The organism is Catonella sp. (assembly GCF_057250765.1).
This window is the reverse complement of sequence record NZ_DBHIEC010000020.1, coordinates 30,934-47,449: the sequence shown is the minus strand read 5'-3', so window position 1 is coordinate 47,449 and position 16,516 is coordinate 30,934. Positions and strand designations below refer to the sequence as shown.

At 37.7% G+C, this 16,516-nt stretch carries 34 protein-coding genes; 6 read left to right on the top strand and 28 right to left on the bottom strand.

Annotated elements, in window-relative coordinates:
- Positions 1–410 precede the first annotated feature (410 nt).
- Positions 411–533, top strand: coding sequence for a hypothetical protein (locus ACO6HM_RS10270; RefSeq protein ID WP_485390955.1), 123 nt, complete (start codon positions 411–413; stop codon positions 531–533).
- Positions 534–605: 72 nt separating this feature from the next.
- A complete protein-coding gene (locus ACO6HM_RS10265) occupies positions 606–800 on the top strand; it encodes a hypothetical protein (protein WP_485390954.1) in 195 nt (64 codons plus the stop codon).
- A gap of 102 nt (positions 801–902) precedes the next feature.
- Here ACO6HM_RS10265 and ACO6HM_RS10260 read toward each other — a convergent pair whose 3' ends face one another.
- Genes ACO6HM_RS10260 through ACO6HM_RS10250 form a run of 3 tightly spaced genes read right to left on the bottom strand, consistent with a single transcriptional unit; the run spans position 903 to position 1,505 of the window.
- Positions 903–1,097, bottom strand: a complete 195-nt coding sequence (locus ACO6HM_RS10260; protein WP_485390953.1) for a type II toxin-antitoxin system HicA family toxin — start codon at positions 1,095–1,097, stop codon at positions 903–905.
- Complete coding sequence (locus ACO6HM_RS10255; protein WP_485390952.1) at positions 1,097–1,315, bottom strand: DUF1902 domain-containing protein; 219 nt, start codon at positions 1,313–1,315, stop codon at positions 1,097–1,099. The genes ACO6HM_RS10260 and ACO6HM_RS10255 overlap by 1 nt, the downstream gene beginning before the upstream one ends.
- 1 nt (position 1,316) lies before the next feature.
- The gene (locus ACO6HM_RS10250) at positions 1,317–1,505 is read right to left on the bottom strand and encodes an antitoxin (protein WP_485390951.1); all 189 of its coding nucleotides are present in this window, start codon (positions 1,503–1,505) and stop codon (positions 1,317–1,319) included.
- A 199-nt stretch (positions 1,506–1,704) separates the two neighbouring features.
- Between ACO6HM_RS10250 and ACO6HM_RS10245 the strand changes: the two genes are divergently transcribed.
- Positions 1,705–2,091, top strand: a complete 387-nt coding sequence (locus tag ACO6HM_RS10245; RefSeq protein WP_485390949.1) for a hypothetical protein — start codon at positions 1,705–1,707, stop codon at positions 2,089–2,091.
- Between the two features lie 70 nt (positions 2,092–2,161).
- Here ACO6HM_RS10245 and ACO6HM_RS10240 read toward each other — a convergent pair whose 3' ends face one another.
- A complete protein-coding gene (locus ACO6HM_RS10240) occupies positions 2,162–2,368 on the bottom strand; it encodes a helix-turn-helix domain-containing protein (RefSeq protein WP_485390950.1) in 207 nt (68 codons plus the stop codon).
- A 192-nt stretch (positions 2,369–2,560) separates the two neighbouring features.
- Between ACO6HM_RS10240 and ACO6HM_RS10235 the strand changes: the two genes are divergently transcribed.
- Together ACO6HM_RS10235 and ACO6HM_RS10230 are read left to right on the top strand one after the other, a co-directional pair.
- The gene (locus ACO6HM_RS10235) at positions 2,561–2,947 is read left to right on the top strand and encodes a hypothetical protein (protein WP_485390949.1); all 387 of its coding nucleotides are present in this window, start codon (positions 2,561–2,563) and stop codon (positions 2,945–2,947) included.
- Between the two features lie 146 nt (positions 2,948–3,093).
- Entirely contained in the window at positions 3,094–3,498 is a 405-nt protein-coding gene (locus tag ACO6HM_RS10230; protein WP_485390948.1) for a hypothetical protein, read from the top strand.
- 11 nt (positions 3,499–3,509) lie between these two features.
- On the opposite strand, the gene ACO6HM_RS10225 is transcribed toward ACO6HM_RS10230, so the two are convergent.
- The 23 genes from ACO6HM_RS10225 to ACO6HM_RS10115 all read right to left on the bottom strand — a co-directional run bounded on the left by ACO6HM_RS10225 (position 3,510) and on the right by ACO6HM_RS10115 (position 15,796).
- Positions 3,510–4,001 (bottom strand): hypothetical protein, encoded by a 492-nt coding sequence (locus ACO6HM_RS10225; RefSeq protein WP_485390947.1) that lies wholly within the window; start codon positions 3,999–4,001, stop codon positions 3,510–3,512.
- Between the two features lie 247 nt (positions 4,002–4,248).
- Positions 4,249–4,665: a single-stranded DNA-binding protein gene (locus tag ACO6HM_RS10220; RefSeq protein ID WP_485390946.1), complete on the bottom strand. Its 417-nt coding sequence runs from the start codon at positions 4,663–4,665 to the stop codon at positions 4,249–4,251.
- 35 nt (positions 4,666–4,700) lie between these two features.
- Positions 4,701–5,081 (bottom strand): hypothetical protein, encoded by a 381-nt coding sequence (locus ACO6HM_RS10215; RefSeq protein ID WP_485390945.1) that lies wholly within the window; start codon positions 5,079–5,081, stop codon positions 4,701–4,703.
- A complete protein-coding gene (locus ACO6HM_RS10210; protein WP_485390944.1) occupies positions 5,065–5,226 on the bottom strand; it encodes a hypothetical protein in 162 nt (53 codons plus the stop codon). The genes ACO6HM_RS10215 and ACO6HM_RS10210 overlap by 17 nt, the downstream gene beginning before the upstream one ends.
- Entirely contained in the window at positions 5,223–5,594 is a 372-nt protein-coding gene (locus ACO6HM_RS10205) for a beta barrel domain-containing protein (protein ID WP_485390943.1), read from the bottom strand. The genes ACO6HM_RS10210 and ACO6HM_RS10205 overlap by 4 nt, the downstream gene beginning before the upstream one ends.
- Positions 5,584–6,591: a DNA-methyltransferase gene (locus ACO6HM_RS10200; RefSeq protein ID WP_485390942.1), complete on the bottom strand. Its 1,008-nt coding sequence runs from the start codon at positions 6,589–6,591 to the stop codon at positions 5,584–5,586. Before ACO6HM_RS10200 ends, ACO6HM_RS10205 begins: the two co-directional genes overlap by 11 nt.
- Positions 6,584–6,805: a hypothetical protein gene (locus ACO6HM_RS10195; protein WP_485390941.1), complete on the bottom strand. Its 222-nt coding sequence runs from the start codon at positions 6,803–6,805 to the stop codon at positions 6,584–6,586. Before ACO6HM_RS10195 ends, ACO6HM_RS10200 begins: the two co-directional genes overlap by 8 nt.
- Before the next feature lie 61 nt (positions 6,806–6,866).
- Complete coding sequence (locus tag ACO6HM_RS10190; protein ID WP_485390940.1) at positions 6,867–7,673, bottom strand: hypothetical protein; 807 nt, start codon at positions 7,671–7,673, stop codon at positions 6,867–6,869.
- A gap of 1 nt (position 7,674) precedes the next feature.
- Complete coding sequence (locus ACO6HM_RS10185; RefSeq protein WP_485390939.1) at positions 7,675–8,136, bottom strand: hypothetical protein; 462 nt, start codon at positions 8,134–8,136, stop codon at positions 7,675–7,677.
- Entirely contained in the window at positions 8,129–9,316 is a 1,188-nt protein-coding gene (locus ACO6HM_RS10180) for a DNA cytosine methyltransferase (RefSeq protein WP_485390938.1), read from the bottom strand. Before ACO6HM_RS10180 ends, ACO6HM_RS10185 begins: the two co-directional genes overlap by 8 nt.
- Positions 9,317–9,362: 46 nt before the next feature.
- Positions 9,363–10,706 carry a ParB/RepB/Spo0J family partition protein gene (locus tag ACO6HM_RS10175; protein ID WP_485390937.1) on the bottom strand — a complete coding sequence of 448 codons (1,344 nt, stop codon included), beginning with the start codon at positions 10,704–10,706 and terminating at the stop codon, positions 9,363–9,365.
- 27 nt (positions 10,707–10,733) lie between these two features.
- Positions 10,734–11,093, bottom strand: a complete 360-nt coding sequence (locus ACO6HM_RS10170; protein WP_485390936.1) for a hypothetical protein — start codon at positions 11,091–11,093, stop codon at positions 10,734–10,736.
- Between the two features lie 15 nt (positions 11,094–11,108).
- A complete protein-coding gene (locus tag ACO6HM_RS10165; RefSeq protein WP_485390935.1) occupies positions 11,109–11,363 on the bottom strand; it encodes a hypothetical protein in 255 nt (84 codons plus the stop codon).
- Between the two features lie 14 nt (positions 11,364–11,377).
- The gene (locus ACO6HM_RS10160; RefSeq protein WP_485390934.1) at positions 11,378–11,587 is read right to left on the bottom strand and encodes a hypothetical protein; all 210 of its coding nucleotides are present in this window, start codon (positions 11,585–11,587) and stop codon (positions 11,378–11,380) included.
- Between the two features lie 2 nt (positions 11,588–11,589).
- On the bottom strand, positions 11,590–11,793 hold the full coding sequence (locus tag ACO6HM_RS10155) for a hypothetical protein (RefSeq protein WP_485390933.1): 204 nt from the start codon (positions 11,791–11,793) through the stop codon (positions 11,590–11,592).
- A gap of 14 nt (positions 11,794–11,807) precedes the next feature.
- Positions 11,808–12,125 (bottom strand): DUF7768 domain-containing protein, encoded by a 318-nt coding sequence (locus ACO6HM_RS10150; RefSeq protein WP_485390932.1) that lies wholly within the window; start codon positions 12,123–12,125, stop codon positions 11,808–11,810.
- Between the two features lie 9 nt (positions 12,126–12,134).
- A complete protein-coding gene (locus ACO6HM_RS10145; protein ID WP_485390931.1) occupies positions 12,135–12,491 on the bottom strand; it encodes a hypothetical protein in 357 nt (118 codons plus the stop codon).
- A complete protein-coding gene (locus ACO6HM_RS10140) occupies positions 12,478–12,873 on the bottom strand; it encodes an RNase H family protein (protein ID WP_485390930.1) in 396 nt (131 codons plus the stop codon). Before ACO6HM_RS10140 ends, ACO6HM_RS10145 begins: the two co-directional genes overlap by 14 nt.
- Positions 12,870–13,463, bottom strand: coding sequence for a transglycosylase SLT domain-containing protein (locus ACO6HM_RS10135; protein ID WP_485390929.1), 594 nt, complete (start codon positions 13,461–13,463; stop codon positions 12,870–12,872). The genes ACO6HM_RS10140 and ACO6HM_RS10135 overlap by 4 nt, the downstream gene beginning before the upstream one ends.
- 457 nt (positions 13,464–13,920) lie before the next feature.
- Positions 13,921–14,664 (bottom strand): rolling circle replication-associated protein, encoded by a 744-nt coding sequence (locus ACO6HM_RS10130; protein WP_485390928.1) that lies wholly within the window; start codon positions 14,662–14,664, stop codon positions 13,921–13,923.
- Positions 14,665–14,871: 207 nt separating this feature from the next.
- Positions 14,872–15,054: a hypothetical protein gene (locus tag ACO6HM_RS10125; protein WP_485390927.1), complete on the bottom strand. Its 183-nt coding sequence runs from the start codon at positions 15,052–15,054 to the stop codon at positions 14,872–14,874.
- 19 nt (positions 15,055–15,073) lie between these two features.
- Complete coding sequence (locus tag ACO6HM_RS10120; RefSeq protein ID WP_485390926.1) at positions 15,074–15,484, bottom strand: hypothetical protein; 411 nt, start codon at positions 15,482–15,484, stop codon at positions 15,074–15,076.
- Between the two features lie 150 nt (positions 15,485–15,634).
- Positions 15,635–15,796: a hypothetical protein gene (locus ACO6HM_RS10115; protein WP_485390925.1), complete on the bottom strand. Its 162-nt coding sequence runs from the start codon at positions 15,794–15,796 to the stop codon at positions 15,635–15,637.
- Between the two features lie 73 nt (positions 15,797–15,869).
- Here ACO6HM_RS10115 and ACO6HM_RS10110 point away from each other — a divergent pair, with 73 nt between their 5' ends.
- Positions 15,870–16,103, top strand: coding sequence for a hypothetical protein (locus ACO6HM_RS10110; protein WP_485390924.1), 234 nt, complete (start codon positions 15,870–15,872; stop codon positions 16,101–16,103).
- On the opposite strand, the gene ACO6HM_RS10105 is transcribed toward ACO6HM_RS10110, so the two are convergent.
- Complete coding sequence (locus ACO6HM_RS10105) at positions 16,100–16,300, bottom strand: hypothetical protein (RefSeq protein ID WP_485390923.1); 201 nt, start codon at positions 16,298–16,300, stop codon at positions 16,100–16,102. The genes ACO6HM_RS10110 and ACO6HM_RS10105 overlap by 4 nt on opposite strands.
- Positions 16,301–16,516 lie beyond the last annotated feature (216 nt).

The following is a 16,516-nucleotide window of genomic DNA, read 5'->3' as shown; positions in this document are numbered from 1 at the left end:
TGCCGCGCATTCCGCGGCCCGCAACCCCGCACAGGTGTTCGGAGTACCTAGAACATATGTTTGACTAACCTTGTTGATTTGGTTACAGAATATCATTTTATGTTCATTTAGCTGTGGTATCTGTCGATATATCCTTTATTTAATTTACTCTTGCTAAACCTATTAGCACTCAATGTTGTTAACTGCTGATAACAAACTTGTTTAGATTATTTTTTTGATGCCAACTAATTTAATAACTATGCTGAATTTCTTAAGATTACAATATCAGATATCACTGTAGATCATACATGGGCCGCACTGCAGAGCAAAGTAAGATAAAATTTATTTTGCCAATTGACATATTGCGTAATATGTGGTATTATATAATTGTAAGCAGATAGCAGGCAGCCCAAAAGAAAGGAATAAAAAATATGGGGCTTGTGATTATCGAAATAGTAATAGTTGTAACAATAGTCTATGATATAATTAAAGGCATAAAAAACAGGGTTGACAGCGAGCAAACCGACAACCCTGATAGTAAAGATATTAGCTAATTAACCAACCGCCTTCTATCTGCTTATATTATATCATAGAAAAATCAAAAATCAATAGTGGAGGTTTAGAAGATGGCTGAGAATAAAAAAGAATTTAATCAGATTGAATATCAGAATAAATATATTAAAGAAAAATATGACAGGGTGGGGCTGACTATGCCCAAAGGAAAGAAGGAAATAATAAAAGCAAGAGCCCTTGAGGAAGGCATGAGTATAAATGAGTATATAAACGCTCTTATTGATAAAGACATACAATCGAGACAGTAAGACAATCCCCCATTATTATAATGGGGGATTTGCTTTTTCAGCCTATTACATATTAGATATTAGATATTAATTGGCTGTAAGTTTATATTTCACGCTCCTATATCAAAAACGGTAGTTTATACCGCTCTGTTTAAGTATTGCGTTAGCAGTATGCCTTGATTTGATTCTACCATCTACTACAACATTTTGGCTATTAATGGGGCTGTGCCATATATCGTGGTCGCCTTTCCCATGCCTTATAAAATAACAGCCATAACTTTTTAATATTTCTCTTACCTTCTTTTCATATTCAGCCATTACGCATATACCTCTTCAAGTCGTTCAGATTTGAACAGGATTTTAGCGTGTTCAATAGGCTGGTGGTTTAACTCTAAAAGTTCGGGGGCAATTCTGCGCACACGCTCAATTAATGCGTCCAGTGAACCGCTTTCAAGTACAAGCCCTATTATATCATCGCTGGTAGCAACCCATACATCAGATTCACTATCCCATAACAGATTAACCGTATAATTCATTTTATACCTCTCTTTCTATTCTTTCCTCTATCGCCTTGTTTATGAATGTATTAAGGCTTTCGCCTAGGCTCTCAGCTATTGATTTTAACTCTTCTCTTTTCCCTTTTTTAACCATCAACGCAACTCTATCATAAGCTTTTGCATTGTATTTATTATTTGCTCTTGTTCTTGCCGTACCCTTTGTTTCCATAATACTATTGCACCTCCTGTCTTATTATCTTCCATTATACAATAAATATTTACATTGCACAATTGTATAAACTGCACAATTCTTTCTGTACTTGTGCAATGATATTTTGTGAAACATTCCATCTTGATTATGTACTTGCACAATGGTATGATATAACCATAACAAAACAAAAAAACAAACCACAAAGGAGATAAACATTATGAAAGAGTATTACGCAAAGTACAGAGTGATTACAGAGAATGGAAAAGAACTTGTCAGATACGATACATATTACGCTTGTAAGAGCTTCTGGAACGACCTACACGGAGTGTGGGAAGACGAAGACGGCAATGAAGTTAGTATCTATATTGATGAATTCGACAACTACATTTCTGGCGCAATAGAAGCAGAGAAGCTTTACTCGGATAACTATTATTATATAGACAGCCCTTATAAACTTAAAGGCAGAGGAATAAAGGAACTCGGAGCCTACTGGGCTAAAGGTAGTTATAAAGATGTTGAAAATTATTTGCCATATAGAGTGACAGAGCAAGCCTTCATAAAGCTAAAAGCACAATACGATGTTATTTATAAAAAGGTAGCCTAATATAAAACATCCCCTCTCTCATAAAGAGGGAGGGGAGAAATAAATAATCAGGAGAATACAGGCATGGCAATCAATACACTTTACCGCCTGCCCTGTCAACGAATTTAACATCACATTCTAGGGCATTGGCAATATCAATAATACTTTTACCGCTCAAATTATCCCTTGACAGCTTGACCGATAACACTTTAGCGTCAATATTAAGGCGGTTAGCTAGTTCGGATATTTTGATGTTCTTGTCCAACATAACCATTTTTATATTTTTAGATAATCCCATTTTGGAAACCTCCCATAGTTTTTAATAAGATTATATAGAAAAAATGTGTTATTGTCAATTTCTATAAAAATATTATCAAAAAATATAAGAAAAATATTGACAAAGATAATATCATAATATATAATAGAATTATCAAAAACGATAACAAATGACTTAAAACGCAAATCTAAAACAAATAGGAGGTACAAATTTATGAAAGAGTATTACGCAAAGTACAGAGTGATTACAGAGAATGGAAAAGAACTTGTCAGATACGATACATATTACGCTTGTAAGAGCTTCTGGAACGACCTACACGGAGTGTGGGAAGACGAAGACGGCAATGAAGTTAGTATCTATATTGATGAATTCGACAACTACATTTCTGGCGCAATAGAAGCAGAGAAGCTTTACTCGGATAACTATTATTATATAGACAGCCCTTATAAACTTAAAGGCAGAGGAATAAAGGAACTCGGAGCCTACTGGGCTAAAGGTAGTTATAAAGATGTTGAAAATTATTTGCCATATAGAGTGACAGAGCAAGCCTTCATAAAGCTAAAAGCACAATACGATGTTATTTATAAAAAGGTAGCCTAATATAAAACATCCCCTCTCTCATAAAGAGGGAGGGGAGAAATAAATAATCAGGAGAATACAGGCATGGCAATCAATACACTTTACCGCCTGCCCTGTCAATGTATAAATAAATTATTAAATAAAATCGAATTCAGGAGGACAAAGACATGACAAATTACAATTACAAGGAAGCTGTTAAAAAGTATATTATTGATTATATTGATAATAATATTAACTTCGGAGATTACGAAGATCTTTATGAATTAGAATGTTTCTTAAATGATACATTATGTTGTGACGGCATTGTTCCCGCCAACGGTTTAGAGGCTTGTACACTGCTGGCTGAATGCATTGATGAAATCCTTGATGAAATAGATGTAATGCCTATGCACTTTTCTTTTACAAACGGCCATAATCCTTATTTATATTACGGTACGCCTGCCGGATGTAAAAAAGAACTGAAACGGTTGGGCAGATTATGGGATATCGTGCACCTGCATGATGATTATTATGAATTAAAAGAGAAACATATAATAATAAGCCTTTTTAACAAACTAAAAGCCCTCGTATAGGGGGCTTTAATTTAGTATTTATTCCTGTTTCCACTTATAATTTGGCGGATTTTTGGAAATTCCAGAAGGCTGTATAAGGCTTTCCGCCAAATATATACAAGGGTTGTTTTGCTCCTATGCTCCATTTTTTCTATCTCCCACCATTTCAAAGAATCAATATACCTGTATTCTAATATGATCCGTCCTTCTTCATTCAATTCTAAAAACTCTAAAACTTCATTTAATTTGATATATTCCTTTTTTGCGTCCTCGATCTTTTCCTTTATGCGCATGTCAATCTCATCTAACTGTAAAGGCAGGACCGCGCTCCCTTCTCCTGTTATTCCCTTACTTCTCGGCATTCCATCAAATTTTATGTTTTTTAACGGCGACTGAAAATCAAGAAGTATCTGCCGCCTCCTGTCTTCTAACACCTTTTTTCTGCGTTTACATCTGTTGTAGCTTTGCAAATATGCATCAAGTTTTTTTGCATCGCTTGACAGCCTTATTTTATGCCTTTCCACTGGTACCACCTTCTTCCTTAGTCCTTGCAATTACCTTAAACAGTCTTTTAACTATTTCACTTTCCATTTCCCCCCTTTTCCTTCCTCTTTCCCTTTTAGGGCTTTGATTATATCCACGCCATTGTCCTCTTGGTCGGTGTCGCTACAGAACATATTCAACATTGAGCACCACAATTCTTTATGATCTACTTCTCTCATTTCCCCGTTCCTCTTTTCGACTTATCAAATTTGATGAGTCGAACCTTTTTTAATTAAAAGGCAACTCACTCTCTATACCATCAGGGATATTCATAAAGCCATCACCCGGAATAGAATCATTGTTTTGCACCCCTTGTCCTGCTGCCTTGCTTTCTGCGAACTCTATCTCTTCCACCATAATCTGTACACTGTAGACCTTCTGACCTTCTTTATTGGTGTAGTTGTCATTCTGAATGCGACCGGTAACTACTACCTTTGTACCCTTCTTAAGATACTTCTCGACAAATTCGCCCTGTTTGCCAAAGGCTGTACAGTTAAAGAAGTCGGCAGTGGTTTCATCTCCCTGCTTTTTATGCCTTCTGTCAACTGCAAGCGAAAATCTTGCTATAGCCATATTACTGTCAGTCTGTGAATATCTAACATCAGGATCTCTTGTAAGTCTGCCAATTAAAATTGCTTTATTCATGTTTATTCCTCCTCAAATTCTATTATCAGTTTAAGTTACTCCGATTCGGGGATGTCAATGTATACCATAATCGCTTCTATCCACGGCAGGTTATCAACCTTTTCTTTCATTATTCTGTCTGCTTCCTCGTCTGACATATCATCGTCTATGCCACATTCATCAAAGTCAAATACTCTTTCGAATATATCTGTTGTGTCGGGGTATTTACCGCCGTATTCTAAATATTCACCATCGTGAATATAGTACTTATCAATATGAGCACTTCCCCATCCACCTAGCCAGTATCTGCCCTCGTCACATACCAAGTCGCCATTTACTATTGGTACTATTGGCAAATCTGGGTTGGCTTTTATAAGGTCAAGCAACTCATTCACCTGCTCTTTTTGCTCCTGTACTAATTTACTTATTGGTCTCATTATCTTTCCTCCCTTCTACCAATTTCCTGCCCTTATTAAAGCCTTCACTATATGCCTTTTTAGCTCGGTTCTCGACATAGGCTACTAGTTCATTGTCGCTCATAGCCCGAATTTTGTTTGCTTTTTCTTTGATTTTATTTGTCATTCTTCCTCCAGTATCTTTTTTACTTCTCTTAACTGCTCCAAAGAATATTTATCATCTCTAAGATAGTGTGTTAAATTTCTCAGCCAAAATAGTAATGCTTCTTTCTCAATATAACCCTCAGCCGCTTCCTTTGTCAGAAAAAGCATTTCTCTATATCCCCAATCCCTATTTTCGTAAAGATATTCATCAGTGATGTTGTCTAGGTAAAATTCTTTTGGATAATTCTGTGAGTTTTTTGGTGCAGCTTTTACATATTTTCGTCCTATTGAAACAACTACATACTCATCAATATGATATTCAGGCTTTGTATTGTGATTCTTTTCTAAAGAGTATACAGCTTGTCCTTGCTTAAAATCCTTAATTGTCATGGCTTCCCTCCAATCTTCTTTTTGCCATCTCGGCATATTTTGGATTAAGCTCAATTCCTATAAAACCTCTATTATGTTTTTTGGCCACCGCCGCAGTTGTGCCACTTCCAAGAAAAGGATCTAAAATAATTCCCCCTTCCTTGCTTCCTGCCAGAACACAAGGCTCTATAAGTTTTTCTGGAAAAGTGGCAAAGTGAGCTTCTTTATATCCTTGTGTGGCCACAGTCCAAACACTTCTTTTATTCCTTAGACCTGTCATATTTTCGTTGTTTCCGTGGCTTTCCCTCGTTACTTCTGCAGAATTATTAAAACTCTGTCCTTTGGTATAAGCTCCTCCACCTCTAAAAGTGCGGCTATTTCCTTTTCTTAATCTGCTATTTGGTCTTAAGGTTCCTTTGCTGCCTGCAGGCATTATATTGTTGAATCCTACAGCTGGCTCCCTAATAGCTTCGTAGTCAAAATAGTATTTAGGTTGCTTTGAGAAAAGAAAAATGTACTCGTGGCTTTTTGTACACCTATCTTTTACGCTTTCCGGCATTGCGTTTGGTTTTTCCCAGATAATATCCTGCCTTAAATACCAGCCGTCATTTCTAAGAGTAAATGCTAACAACCATGGGATACCCATCAAATCTTTGTTCTTATATCCGGGGATTTTTTTATACTGCAGTCTGTCATTAAATGTGCTGTAATAATCCCCCGACTTTGAAGCTTCATTGCTATGTTGCCCATCTTTCTTTCTTCCTTTAGTGCTGCCTGCATAACTGTCACCCATATTCAGCCATAAGGTAGCGTCATCCTTTAATACCCGCCTTACTTCTCTAAATATATCCGTAAGCCTGTTTATGTAAGCTTCTACAGATTTTTCAAGCCCTATTTGACCATTAACTCCATAATCTCTTAGCCCTAAGTAAGGCGGTGACGTTATGCAGCAATCTGCAGTACAATCAGGAATCTCTTTCAACACTTCAATTGCGTTTCCTGTTATGATTTTATTCATTACAAGGCTTCTCCTTTGTGTTTTCGTCCAAAAATTCAATAAACTTTTGTTGGCAATCTTTGCACAAATCAAATGTTTTTACGACTTTATTTTCATACTTTGCAAATTTTAATAAGCCTATAGCATCAAATTTCTTTTTCTTTTTTGTCCAAATAAAATCATTAGTTGGGATATAACTTTTTTTACATAAATCACATTCCCTTACTATCATCATTACACCTCCAAATCTTCCTCTTTCACAAATAGCCCATTTATCATCTTACCTTTTCTATCCTTTACCATATATTGTGCCCTGCCTCTATTTCATCAATCAAAAAGCTTGTGTAGTCCTCATTACCTGTGCCACTTAATTTTTTAGCAAGTATAACCAAAGCCGCATATATGTATCCTAAATCTTGCTTAGCTTCGTTATAGTCGTTCTCTTCAATATGTTTTGTCAGGCCTCCAATTTTCCGTATCAGCCTATAAATGTGTTGGTCATATGTTCTATGTGTCAGATTATTTTCCTCCCCCCACTTCTTTATAAGCTCGGTAACATCTTTTGTCACCTCTGTGGGCTTATCTTCATCTAACACTTCAACCAGAGTATCGTCTGATAATTTACAAAGCGGTCGAACGCCGCGCATGTCCTCTGCATATTCATCCCATATTATTCCGTCTGAATCCACAAACAATACGGTATCTATGTAGTCAGAGATGTAAGACTTTGGAGTTGCTAACCACCAACTACCACTAATGGGCTCTATTAAATGCCTGTTTTTACGGTACAAATCAGCAGTTAGTAGCCCTAGTTGCACATTGCGGGGCTCATATTTTTTCATACCATCATCAGCTGTTAAGTTTAATGGAAAATAATCGAACTCTGAATATATTCCCCCATTGTCCCAAATCTCTTTTGCGAATGTTTCCGTAAGATAAGACATAATATCACTTGTCATAAAATCGTTGTTGCAACTTGCATTAAATTCTTTATCTGTAACCGTATCTTTTGTTATAGCAAATCCATCTTCCAGCTTTATCCACTCATAGCCACCAAATTTAAATATCTCGCCCGGCTTAATCTCTTTTAGTTTCTTCTGCATATTATTCTCCCTTCATTCTGTCTCGATTTGCTGACCTAAACATCATTAGCAGCATTTCAGATACTGACCTTTGTCTATTCATTCTTCTGGCTTTTTTAACAGATTCAAGATTACTGCCTGTCGGACAGTAAACACCAACTCCGAATGGGATTTCAGCGGATACCTTCTGATAAACCTCGCTAGGCATTACATAATAGTTGTAATCTCCTATGAAGTTATGGCCATTCTTTGAATGGAAATCCTCCACCGATGACTTAATCTCATAGCAGTAAAAATCGCCCTTTTCAATACCGCTAATAGTTGTATTCAGTGGCTCAAATCTCATATAGTCTACCCTTATGCGGTTAGAGGTTATGTAGTCAAAGGTTACCTCTCTAGCCCAATATATACGGCTGTCATTATTTGGATTGATTAGCTTTTCTGTAAGCTCTGAAAGCCGTTTAGTTATACCAGGTCTATTCATTTTTCACTCCTTTGATAAAGCCTAAAATATGAGCTATTACATCCACCGTCCAACCATTACCAAGCATTTTATATCTTTTATTATCGCTTAGAGGTTTACCATTCAGCTCTGCCAAGGTGTAATTATCAGGTAATGTCTGCAATCTTTCACATTCAACAGGGGTTAATCTTCTTATGTACCCTTCTACTAATACCCCATGCTTATCCTGTGCAGTTAGCGTATAAAATTTATTGCCGTCATTAAACCTTTGCCCGTTCTGCCTCTTCTCAATCCTTTCAGGGGTTATGCAGCCAAAGAGGTAGCAACCTGTCTTAGCACCACGCCCACCTGCCTCGCCACAAAGGGTTACTGCCTTATTGTGGATGTAATAAACCCTGTTGCCCTGGCTGTCTTTGTTGAAATATCCAACCTTCCCCCTTTCAACTTCTTTTTCAAGAATCTTCAAGGTTTTATCAAAGGGCACTATGTACTTTTCTAGGCATTCAAGTATAAAATTACCATTCCAGCTTATAAATTGCCTTGCTGTCATCGTGGCAGCCTTTTCCGGACTAACTGTTACATATTGCTTTTCGATACGATATTCGGCTTTTCGGGTAAACCATTTACACCACGATTCTGACATAGCAACATCTAAGTCTGCATTTTCGTGCACTATATCCTTAAGCATTATGCCCTTATCCTTTGGCTGAGTAACACCCTCTATGTTAGTCCAATAAAGCCTCTTCCTTCTTTGTGCCGAAAGCAGAGCGGAATCAATTTTTATGGGCTCAGAGCCTAAGCAGTTTGATATTGCTTCTTCAACCTCTATTTCCATTTTTACATTTTCAAGTAAGAATAAAATACTAGGATTCTTCGCCCTTATAGCGTTTAACACTCCTAGATACTCAAATAAAAGCTTACTTCTTTTGTCAGCAAGATTTAACCGCTTCCCAGCAATGCTAAACCCTTGGCAGGGACTACCGCCTATCAGTAAATCTATACTACCTAGGTCTATATCCCAATTTCGCCAATTCTTAACATCCCCCAATTGGATAATATCGCTATGCCTTGCCTTACTCACCGCCAACGCAGGAGCATCAATCTCACTTGCATAGTATTTATCAACGGATATGCCAGCTCTTTCAAGTGCAACCTTACCACAGCTTATACCATCGAACAGGCTTAATACCTTTAATCCCATTTCCTAAGTCATTCTCCCTTCATTTTGTCCCTATTTGCTAACCTGCTCAATTCCCCTCCCTCTCATAAAGCTCATGCTCTCCATTCATAAGTTTATAGCTTTCCTCATCTGCAAAGGAAAATCCAAAGTTGCTAAGAATGTCATGCATTGCCTTAAGTTTCTCTCCTGCTGCCTCGTTGTACATTACACCGTAATATCCCGCAAGCGATAAATATTCCAGACTGCTGAATGCTACCGCTGTCATTTGATATAGAATAGGCAATGCCGTTGCTCTCTCTGTGGCTTTCTTTTTCTCTTCTTCATCTGCATTTTTATATGCCTGCGCACCTAATAGAACATTTGTCAATGCATACTCTGAAACTGCTACCCTGTATTTAAGGATAAATTCCCATGTCAGCTTGCCTATATACTCAGCATTATCAGGAGCGTCCACTTTACCCTCTAGGATATTTCTAACAAAGTCCTCCATATCCTTATGCATTTCTTCGTACTTTGCCTTTATTTTTGCCCTTTTTCCCTCGGTTTCCTTTTGCTTAAGGTCAACCTCACTAACCTCTTTCTTTTCTTTCTGTTGTCTTTTCTCCTTCTTTATAAAGTAAAAGCCATTATACTGAATTACATAATAAACCCCCTCAGCCTCTTTAATTTCTATTTTAGAGTCTTCCTCATCAAGGTAGATCCTTTCTACTTCCTCCCACCCGGAAGAGTAATAATACACTCCTTCCGGGGCTTTATTTATTCCCAGCTTTTCACATTCTTCTATCAGCTTTGCTTTATTTCTTTCCTGTAGCTCCTGCCTTGCCGCCTGTCTTGCTCTATTGGCAAGGTCTCTTGAATCGGAAGCCTCTTTAAGTATCTTATTCCTTGTATTTATATCTTTTACTTTTTCAAGTGTATAAAGGTCTGTAATAGATAGCTGGAACTCCTTATCTTCTGCCTTTTCTACAAGTGTCTCCTTATCAAGCTTAGCCATGTTCAATCTATGATTAATGGTTGTCTTTGAAAGTCCGGTCTTTTCTTCTATTTCTTCCACCTTAAGGCCGAAATCCTCAAAACACATCTGCATGGCTTCAGCTTCTTCGTAGACTGTAAGGTCTTTGCGGTTCATATTCTCCATAAGCATGGTGATAATCTGCTTTTTTTCAGCCATATCTTCTACTACCACGCAAGGAGCAGTTTCAAGCCCTGCCTCTCTTGCAGCCGTTAGCCTTCGGTTGCCAATTACAACCAAATATTTACCTTCTTCCTCTTTATCTGGAACTACAGTTAAATTCTGCATGATACCGTTTTCTTTTATGCTCTGTGCAAGCTCCTCTATACCCTCGTATTTGCGCCTTACATTCTTAGGGTGTATCTTTAAGTCTTCAATTTTTATCTCAACTACTGCCATCACTACCTCCTTAGTTATTATTCTTCGTTATTCTTCGTTACCATCAAATATTGTCCTTTGTGCTGTGCCGGTTATAGGCATCAATATATATTGCTCTGTGCCATCATCCCATACCATTTCACAGCCTCCACAATTTTTCTTGCCTTTGATTTCACTTTTTAAGTGCATTGCGGAACTTATTTTGTAAGTAAACTCCGGTGTTATGCTTACTGTCCCTGCAGATGCATCATCTACAAGGTCAACATCTACCTTAATTGTCATACATCCTGCCTTGCTTCCTTTTTTCATCATAGATTCAAGTAAATCACGAAGGATAACATTTGCGCCTTCTCTTAATTCTGAAAAAACTTCACCTTCAAAGCTTATCTCCTGAGAATATTTGTTCATTCTTTTTTCCCTCCTTTACTTATATAAGGTGCCTATCTGCTCCATTATTGCCTTAAGTTTAACCTCGCCTATGCCCTTTATGTCTTTTATCACTTCTCGTATATCCTCCGGGGTAACTGCTGCCTCCCTATTGTCGTTACCTGCCTTTACTCCGTTGTCAAAGCCTTCCTGCCATACTTTCGTGTAGAATTCACTCATGCTTGTATGGTCCATTCTCTTTATCTCTTTGTACTTATCTCTGCTTATCAGATTTTTAGACTTTTTTGACATGCTCTCTCCTTCCCTTACTCAATACACACAGTATTACTCTCAGATAAGCCCTCAGCTTTTAACTCTTTGATAAGTTCTGATATATCTGCGTAGGTTTTCCCAATCTTTACTGCTCGTTCACAGCCTCTTGCAGACTCTCCCGCATAACTAATTATCATTTCATCAGACAGCTCTAAAAATGAGTTTATCCGCCTAAGCCTTTTCAAAATCTCTTCAAGCGTCATATCTAATCCCTCCTTGAATTGCCCCACTCTTCTTTTTCAATTCTTATCTCTTCACTGCAATAAGACAATGCCATAGCCGTAAATATAAGGACTGCTCCGCTTCCTGCTATCTTAAGCCCTACTAAGCCACACCATATCGCTGTTAATGCTCCAATCGTGAGCAATAGCACTCCTGCATAAGTTATAATATTGACCGTTTTATCCATCTTCATAACCTCCATTATTCCAATATATATAAAATGTGAATTCCCATCTTCTCAGCCAGCTTTATCTCTGCTGCCATCCCATCGCTGATTCCGTATTTAGTACCTACAAGCACTACATCACACATCTTTAAGAGCTCAAGGCTTAACCCTGTTCCTTTTTTTCTCTCTTCCGGATTGCTGTCCTTAAGCACCTCTGTCAGATATAAATGTGGTGTGATTGGAATGGTGCCAAAATCAGCCATTAGCTTAGTTAGATGCCTTGCATATCCCTTATTCCTGATTCGCTTAAATATATTCCCTCTATAAGGGCTGCATACATAGCCGTATAACATAACTCCTCCTTAATATGATCTATCTCCCATTAGCGCCCTTACTATATCTTCTCGTTTATAGAGGCCTGCAGTGTTTGGAACTTTGCGGAATTTCTTTTCAAGTTTCTTTTTATCCTCGCCTATCAGCTCAATTATCTGAGGAAGGGTATAGGTATCTTCAAAGAATAATACTAACAACTCCCTCTGCATTTCCCTTTTGTACCTTAGGTCAATCTCTTTCTTCTTGTGTGGGCTTTCATTCCCTGTATGGTGTTCGGGACATAGGTATTTATAATTTAACTTGAAATCTAAGCCACCCTGAGACCTAAACACGATATGATGCCTTTGCCCCGGCTGGTTACAGCCCTTTACTTCACAGATTTCCATCACTGCCTCCTACAAATTTGACATCGTGCAACTTTAAGGACATATCCAACAACTTCCACAGTTCAACATTGGCAGGAGGCTTGCCGTCTGACTTCTTCCACCCTGACTGCTGCCAACTTGTTAACCATCCATTGTTGATACAGTTCTTGATATATTTACAGTCAATGCTTAGCTCCACTTCACAGGGTTTGATAAGAGCCTTTAGCACCTCTACACTTAGCTTTAGTGCAAGAGCATTCCTTGTATCGTTTTCTATCTCTGTTTTGACTTCCTTTTCGTGCCGTTCTCCCTGTTCGTCTACATAGATAATCAAGGCTTTAGCCTTTCCGCTCCCTTTGGGATTGCCCCTGTGGTCAAGGCTGGTGATTACTTTAACTTTCATTCTGCCACCTCGTACAATCTACTTAATTCAATCGCCCGCTCGGAAACTTTAACAGCGTAATCACTAGGTGTATTGATATTCCTTTTTGCGTAAGCCACACCTCCGTTATATGCCATCAGCACAAAGTAAAGGTCGCTGTCTTTTTCTTTGTATTCCAGTAATATATCTATTGCCACCTTTACGCAACCCTTTGGCTCTCTAAGATCAGCCACACCAAGCCTCTTCATTCTTTCCCTGCTCCACCTTGGCTGTATCTGCATTAAGCCTATACTTGCTCCATTGTCTCCTACTGCATTAGGATTCAATCCGCTTTCTCTTTCCGCTATTGCAAATATTAGAAAAGGATCTATGTCTTTGCTGCCTGAGTATTCTATTATCCACTCCCCTAAGGAAGAGTTCATAAAATCCACAGCCTTTTTATCTGCTGCCTTTAGCTTGGCTTTCTTAGGCTTAGCCCTCTTTACTGTAGCTTTCTTTGGTTTGTCAGGAATTACAGGGCTTGCCTTCACTGCCTGTATAGTTTCTTCTACAGGCTTACCCCTGATAGTAAGTGATAAGATAATCAGTAATGCGATAACTCTTAAATTCATGTTTTTTCCTCCTAAATCTTTCTTTCGTCTAGCGTTTATCACATTTATTAAGGTTTTGAACTAATGTGTTCATTGTGGATAAGTCTGCAAACCCTATTAAATGCTAATCGAAACGGCTTTTTTGATAAATTGTAGAATGTGTCGCAAATCTTTGGTTCGATTAGCGTTTATGCACCTTTCAGAAGTTTTTTAGTGCTTTTTCGATATGCCTGATATCCGCAAACCCTATTAAACACTAATCGGGACAGGATTTTTGTATTTTTCTTTATTTCTTAAAATCTTTCTCCCGATTAAGGTTTATGCACCTTTCCGAGTTTTTGAACATTTTTGAACTGCCTGAAAATGCCCTCAAACCCTATTAAACTTTAATCGGGACAGACTTTTATATAAAATGTAGAATGATTTGCATATCTTTGGTTCGTTTAGCCTTTGTGCGCCTTTCAGACTTTGAACAGTTTTATCCACTTTTGCCCTTTATCTCCGGGAGCTTAACCATCGTATACTTTTGGATAGGTGCCCCAGTAAAAGGATTGATTCCGTTATGTACTGTATCCTTGTCTATGTAATACCCCTTTTTAGGCTTAGGGGTATCCAGCCAGTTGATTGACTTGATGATAGTAGTCTTCTTTACCGGCTTGACTAAATTCCTGCTGCAGGTATAATGCTGCTTGGCTCCTCCGTCATTTGCCTTGTATGTTTTTGAGGTTTCTTTTATAAAATATGCCGCAAGCTCTCGATATTGTCCTGTATCATCTAAAGGTGTAAAGTGAGGGCTGCCCCATTCCCAACAATCTCTAACTATCTTATTTATATTAGCCTCTATACCATTTATGATTAGGTGATGATGGATAGCTGTGTTTAAATACTCTGTCACGCAGATATATTTAAGTTCTTGCTTGTATTTTTTATACTCTCTTCTTAGAACTCTTAAAAACTTAGCCAATCTTTTTTTGGCTTCTTCCGGAGTAGGTCTTATATTTTTTTTATAGGTTAGCACGAGATGGTAGTCACCATATCCAAAGTTAGCGTTTATTAGTCTTGCTAGTCTCGCCTCGGTATTTATCCTGTTTATCTTTTTCATTTCTTCAGGAGTAATCTGTGCCCTGCCCTCTCTAGGTCTGTGATCATTTAGACACCTGGTATGACTTTTTATAACTTCTATTGTTTTTCCTGCTTCTATTTCTGTTTTATAATATGGCATGACTTTATACCCCGTTATTTAAAGTTTTGGTCGTAAAGTTAATAGTTTGAACAAGTGCTAAAAGCGTATAATTACGCGGTTTTTCAAACTTTTTTCTTTACTTTTTTGCCGAAACGTAGTATAATAATCATGTCAAGTTATTATATTACGTTTCAAGATTGTGGCGGTTTTTACCGCCACTTTTTAATGTCCTTGCATATAGTTTGTTTAGCTTTTTATTATATGCTTTGGGGAAAATGCTTTTAGGTTAAGTTCTGTCTGCTGTCCTATCCCCACTTTCAGAAAGTTATCCATATTTCGACTGCTTCTTTCTGCTTTCCTATGGCAGTCGCAAGCCTCTCCCGGATCTAGGTTACTGCCACATAGAGGGCAGGTCTTATAATATGACATCAGTTTTCCTTTCTGATATTTAATCAACAAGTTCTTTTGATTCCAGTTCTTTTATAAGTTCTGATATATCTGTTTGGGTTTTGCCTGCTTTAACAGCATACTCTGCCCCTTTGTCAACCTCTCCTGCATACTCTCTTACCCCTTCATTAGACAGGCTAAGAAAGTCGATTATTGACCTTAAGCATTTTATAAGTTCCTTTTTAGTAAAATAATGGGAATCACCCCTCAGTATTTTAAGTTCTTTTTCTATGTCTTTTCCGCTATATCCTGCCAGAAGCGGAGGTGATATGTTAAAAGCCCAGTTTTTATTACCTTCTTTAAGTTTTACGCATGAACCTATATTAATTTCTTTTTTTCTCATTGCTTCCCTTACATACGCAGGACTTGCTCCTATAATAGCCGCTGCTTCGGCTGTTGTTATACTTTTCATGGCCTCCTCCTATTCAGCCTTTATCCCTGTTTGCCAACAAACCAAGGCTCATTATCAACCTCAATTACTCTTATGTTCCCAAATTCTGAATTACTAAATGTTTTTAGCTCAGTCATCCGCTCTCCTTCCTAAGTGTATTTACTTGTATAACTACCAATCCAACTTGATAGGCTTGGTATTCATTTCCGAGGAAGGTATAATGTACACTCCTCCTTTTTCAATCTCTGATATTCTTATCATTGCGCTATAACTCATCATAGGTTTATCCGAATAGAAATACTCTACCTGTATTTTTTTGTCCTTATCTTCCATCTCTCCTCCTTACTGTGTTATACTCCCCTTATCAGCTTTGCAGAGCTGAAATATTATAGAAGGGAGATACACAATGGATAAAATTTATGCTTGCCTTTTAGGTGAATGGGTATGCCTCAATGATGATCCTGATTGTAAAATAGGCGGCGAACATCTTTATACTCTGGATGAATGGCTGGATGGAAATTCCGAAATCTATGCACCATTCAAAAGAAAAAATGAAAATCTATTTTTAATCAGGACTATGTATCAATCGTATACAAGGGCAAATCTTACAGCATATCACCTGTCTTTATTCAGACTTTAGAATCTGAATAGCCTGTTTGTACTTGTCTTTGTGACATCTTCAATTGATACTGTAATATCTTTTGAAGATGTCGCTATCTTTCTTTTAAATACACCATCCATAATTTCGCTTATCAGTTCCCATTCTGCGTATGTCATGCCTTCAAAAGTTTTTATCCGTTCAAGAGCTTTTTCTTTAAAGTTTTTCTTCTCTTCCATCTCTCCTCCTTGCTGTGATATACTCCCCTTATCAGCTTTGCAGAGCTGAAATATATAGAAAGGGGATTATAATTTATGTGGTTGTATAAAAGTTCTGTTGGATTAATGCGCATTTTCCTTAACAGCAATAACCGCTATACCTTAGAAATCTCAGGTGAACGGTACGGCTTTTATCACTCCCCTGTTGCGGCGGCAGATGATGTTTATACTTTTTCT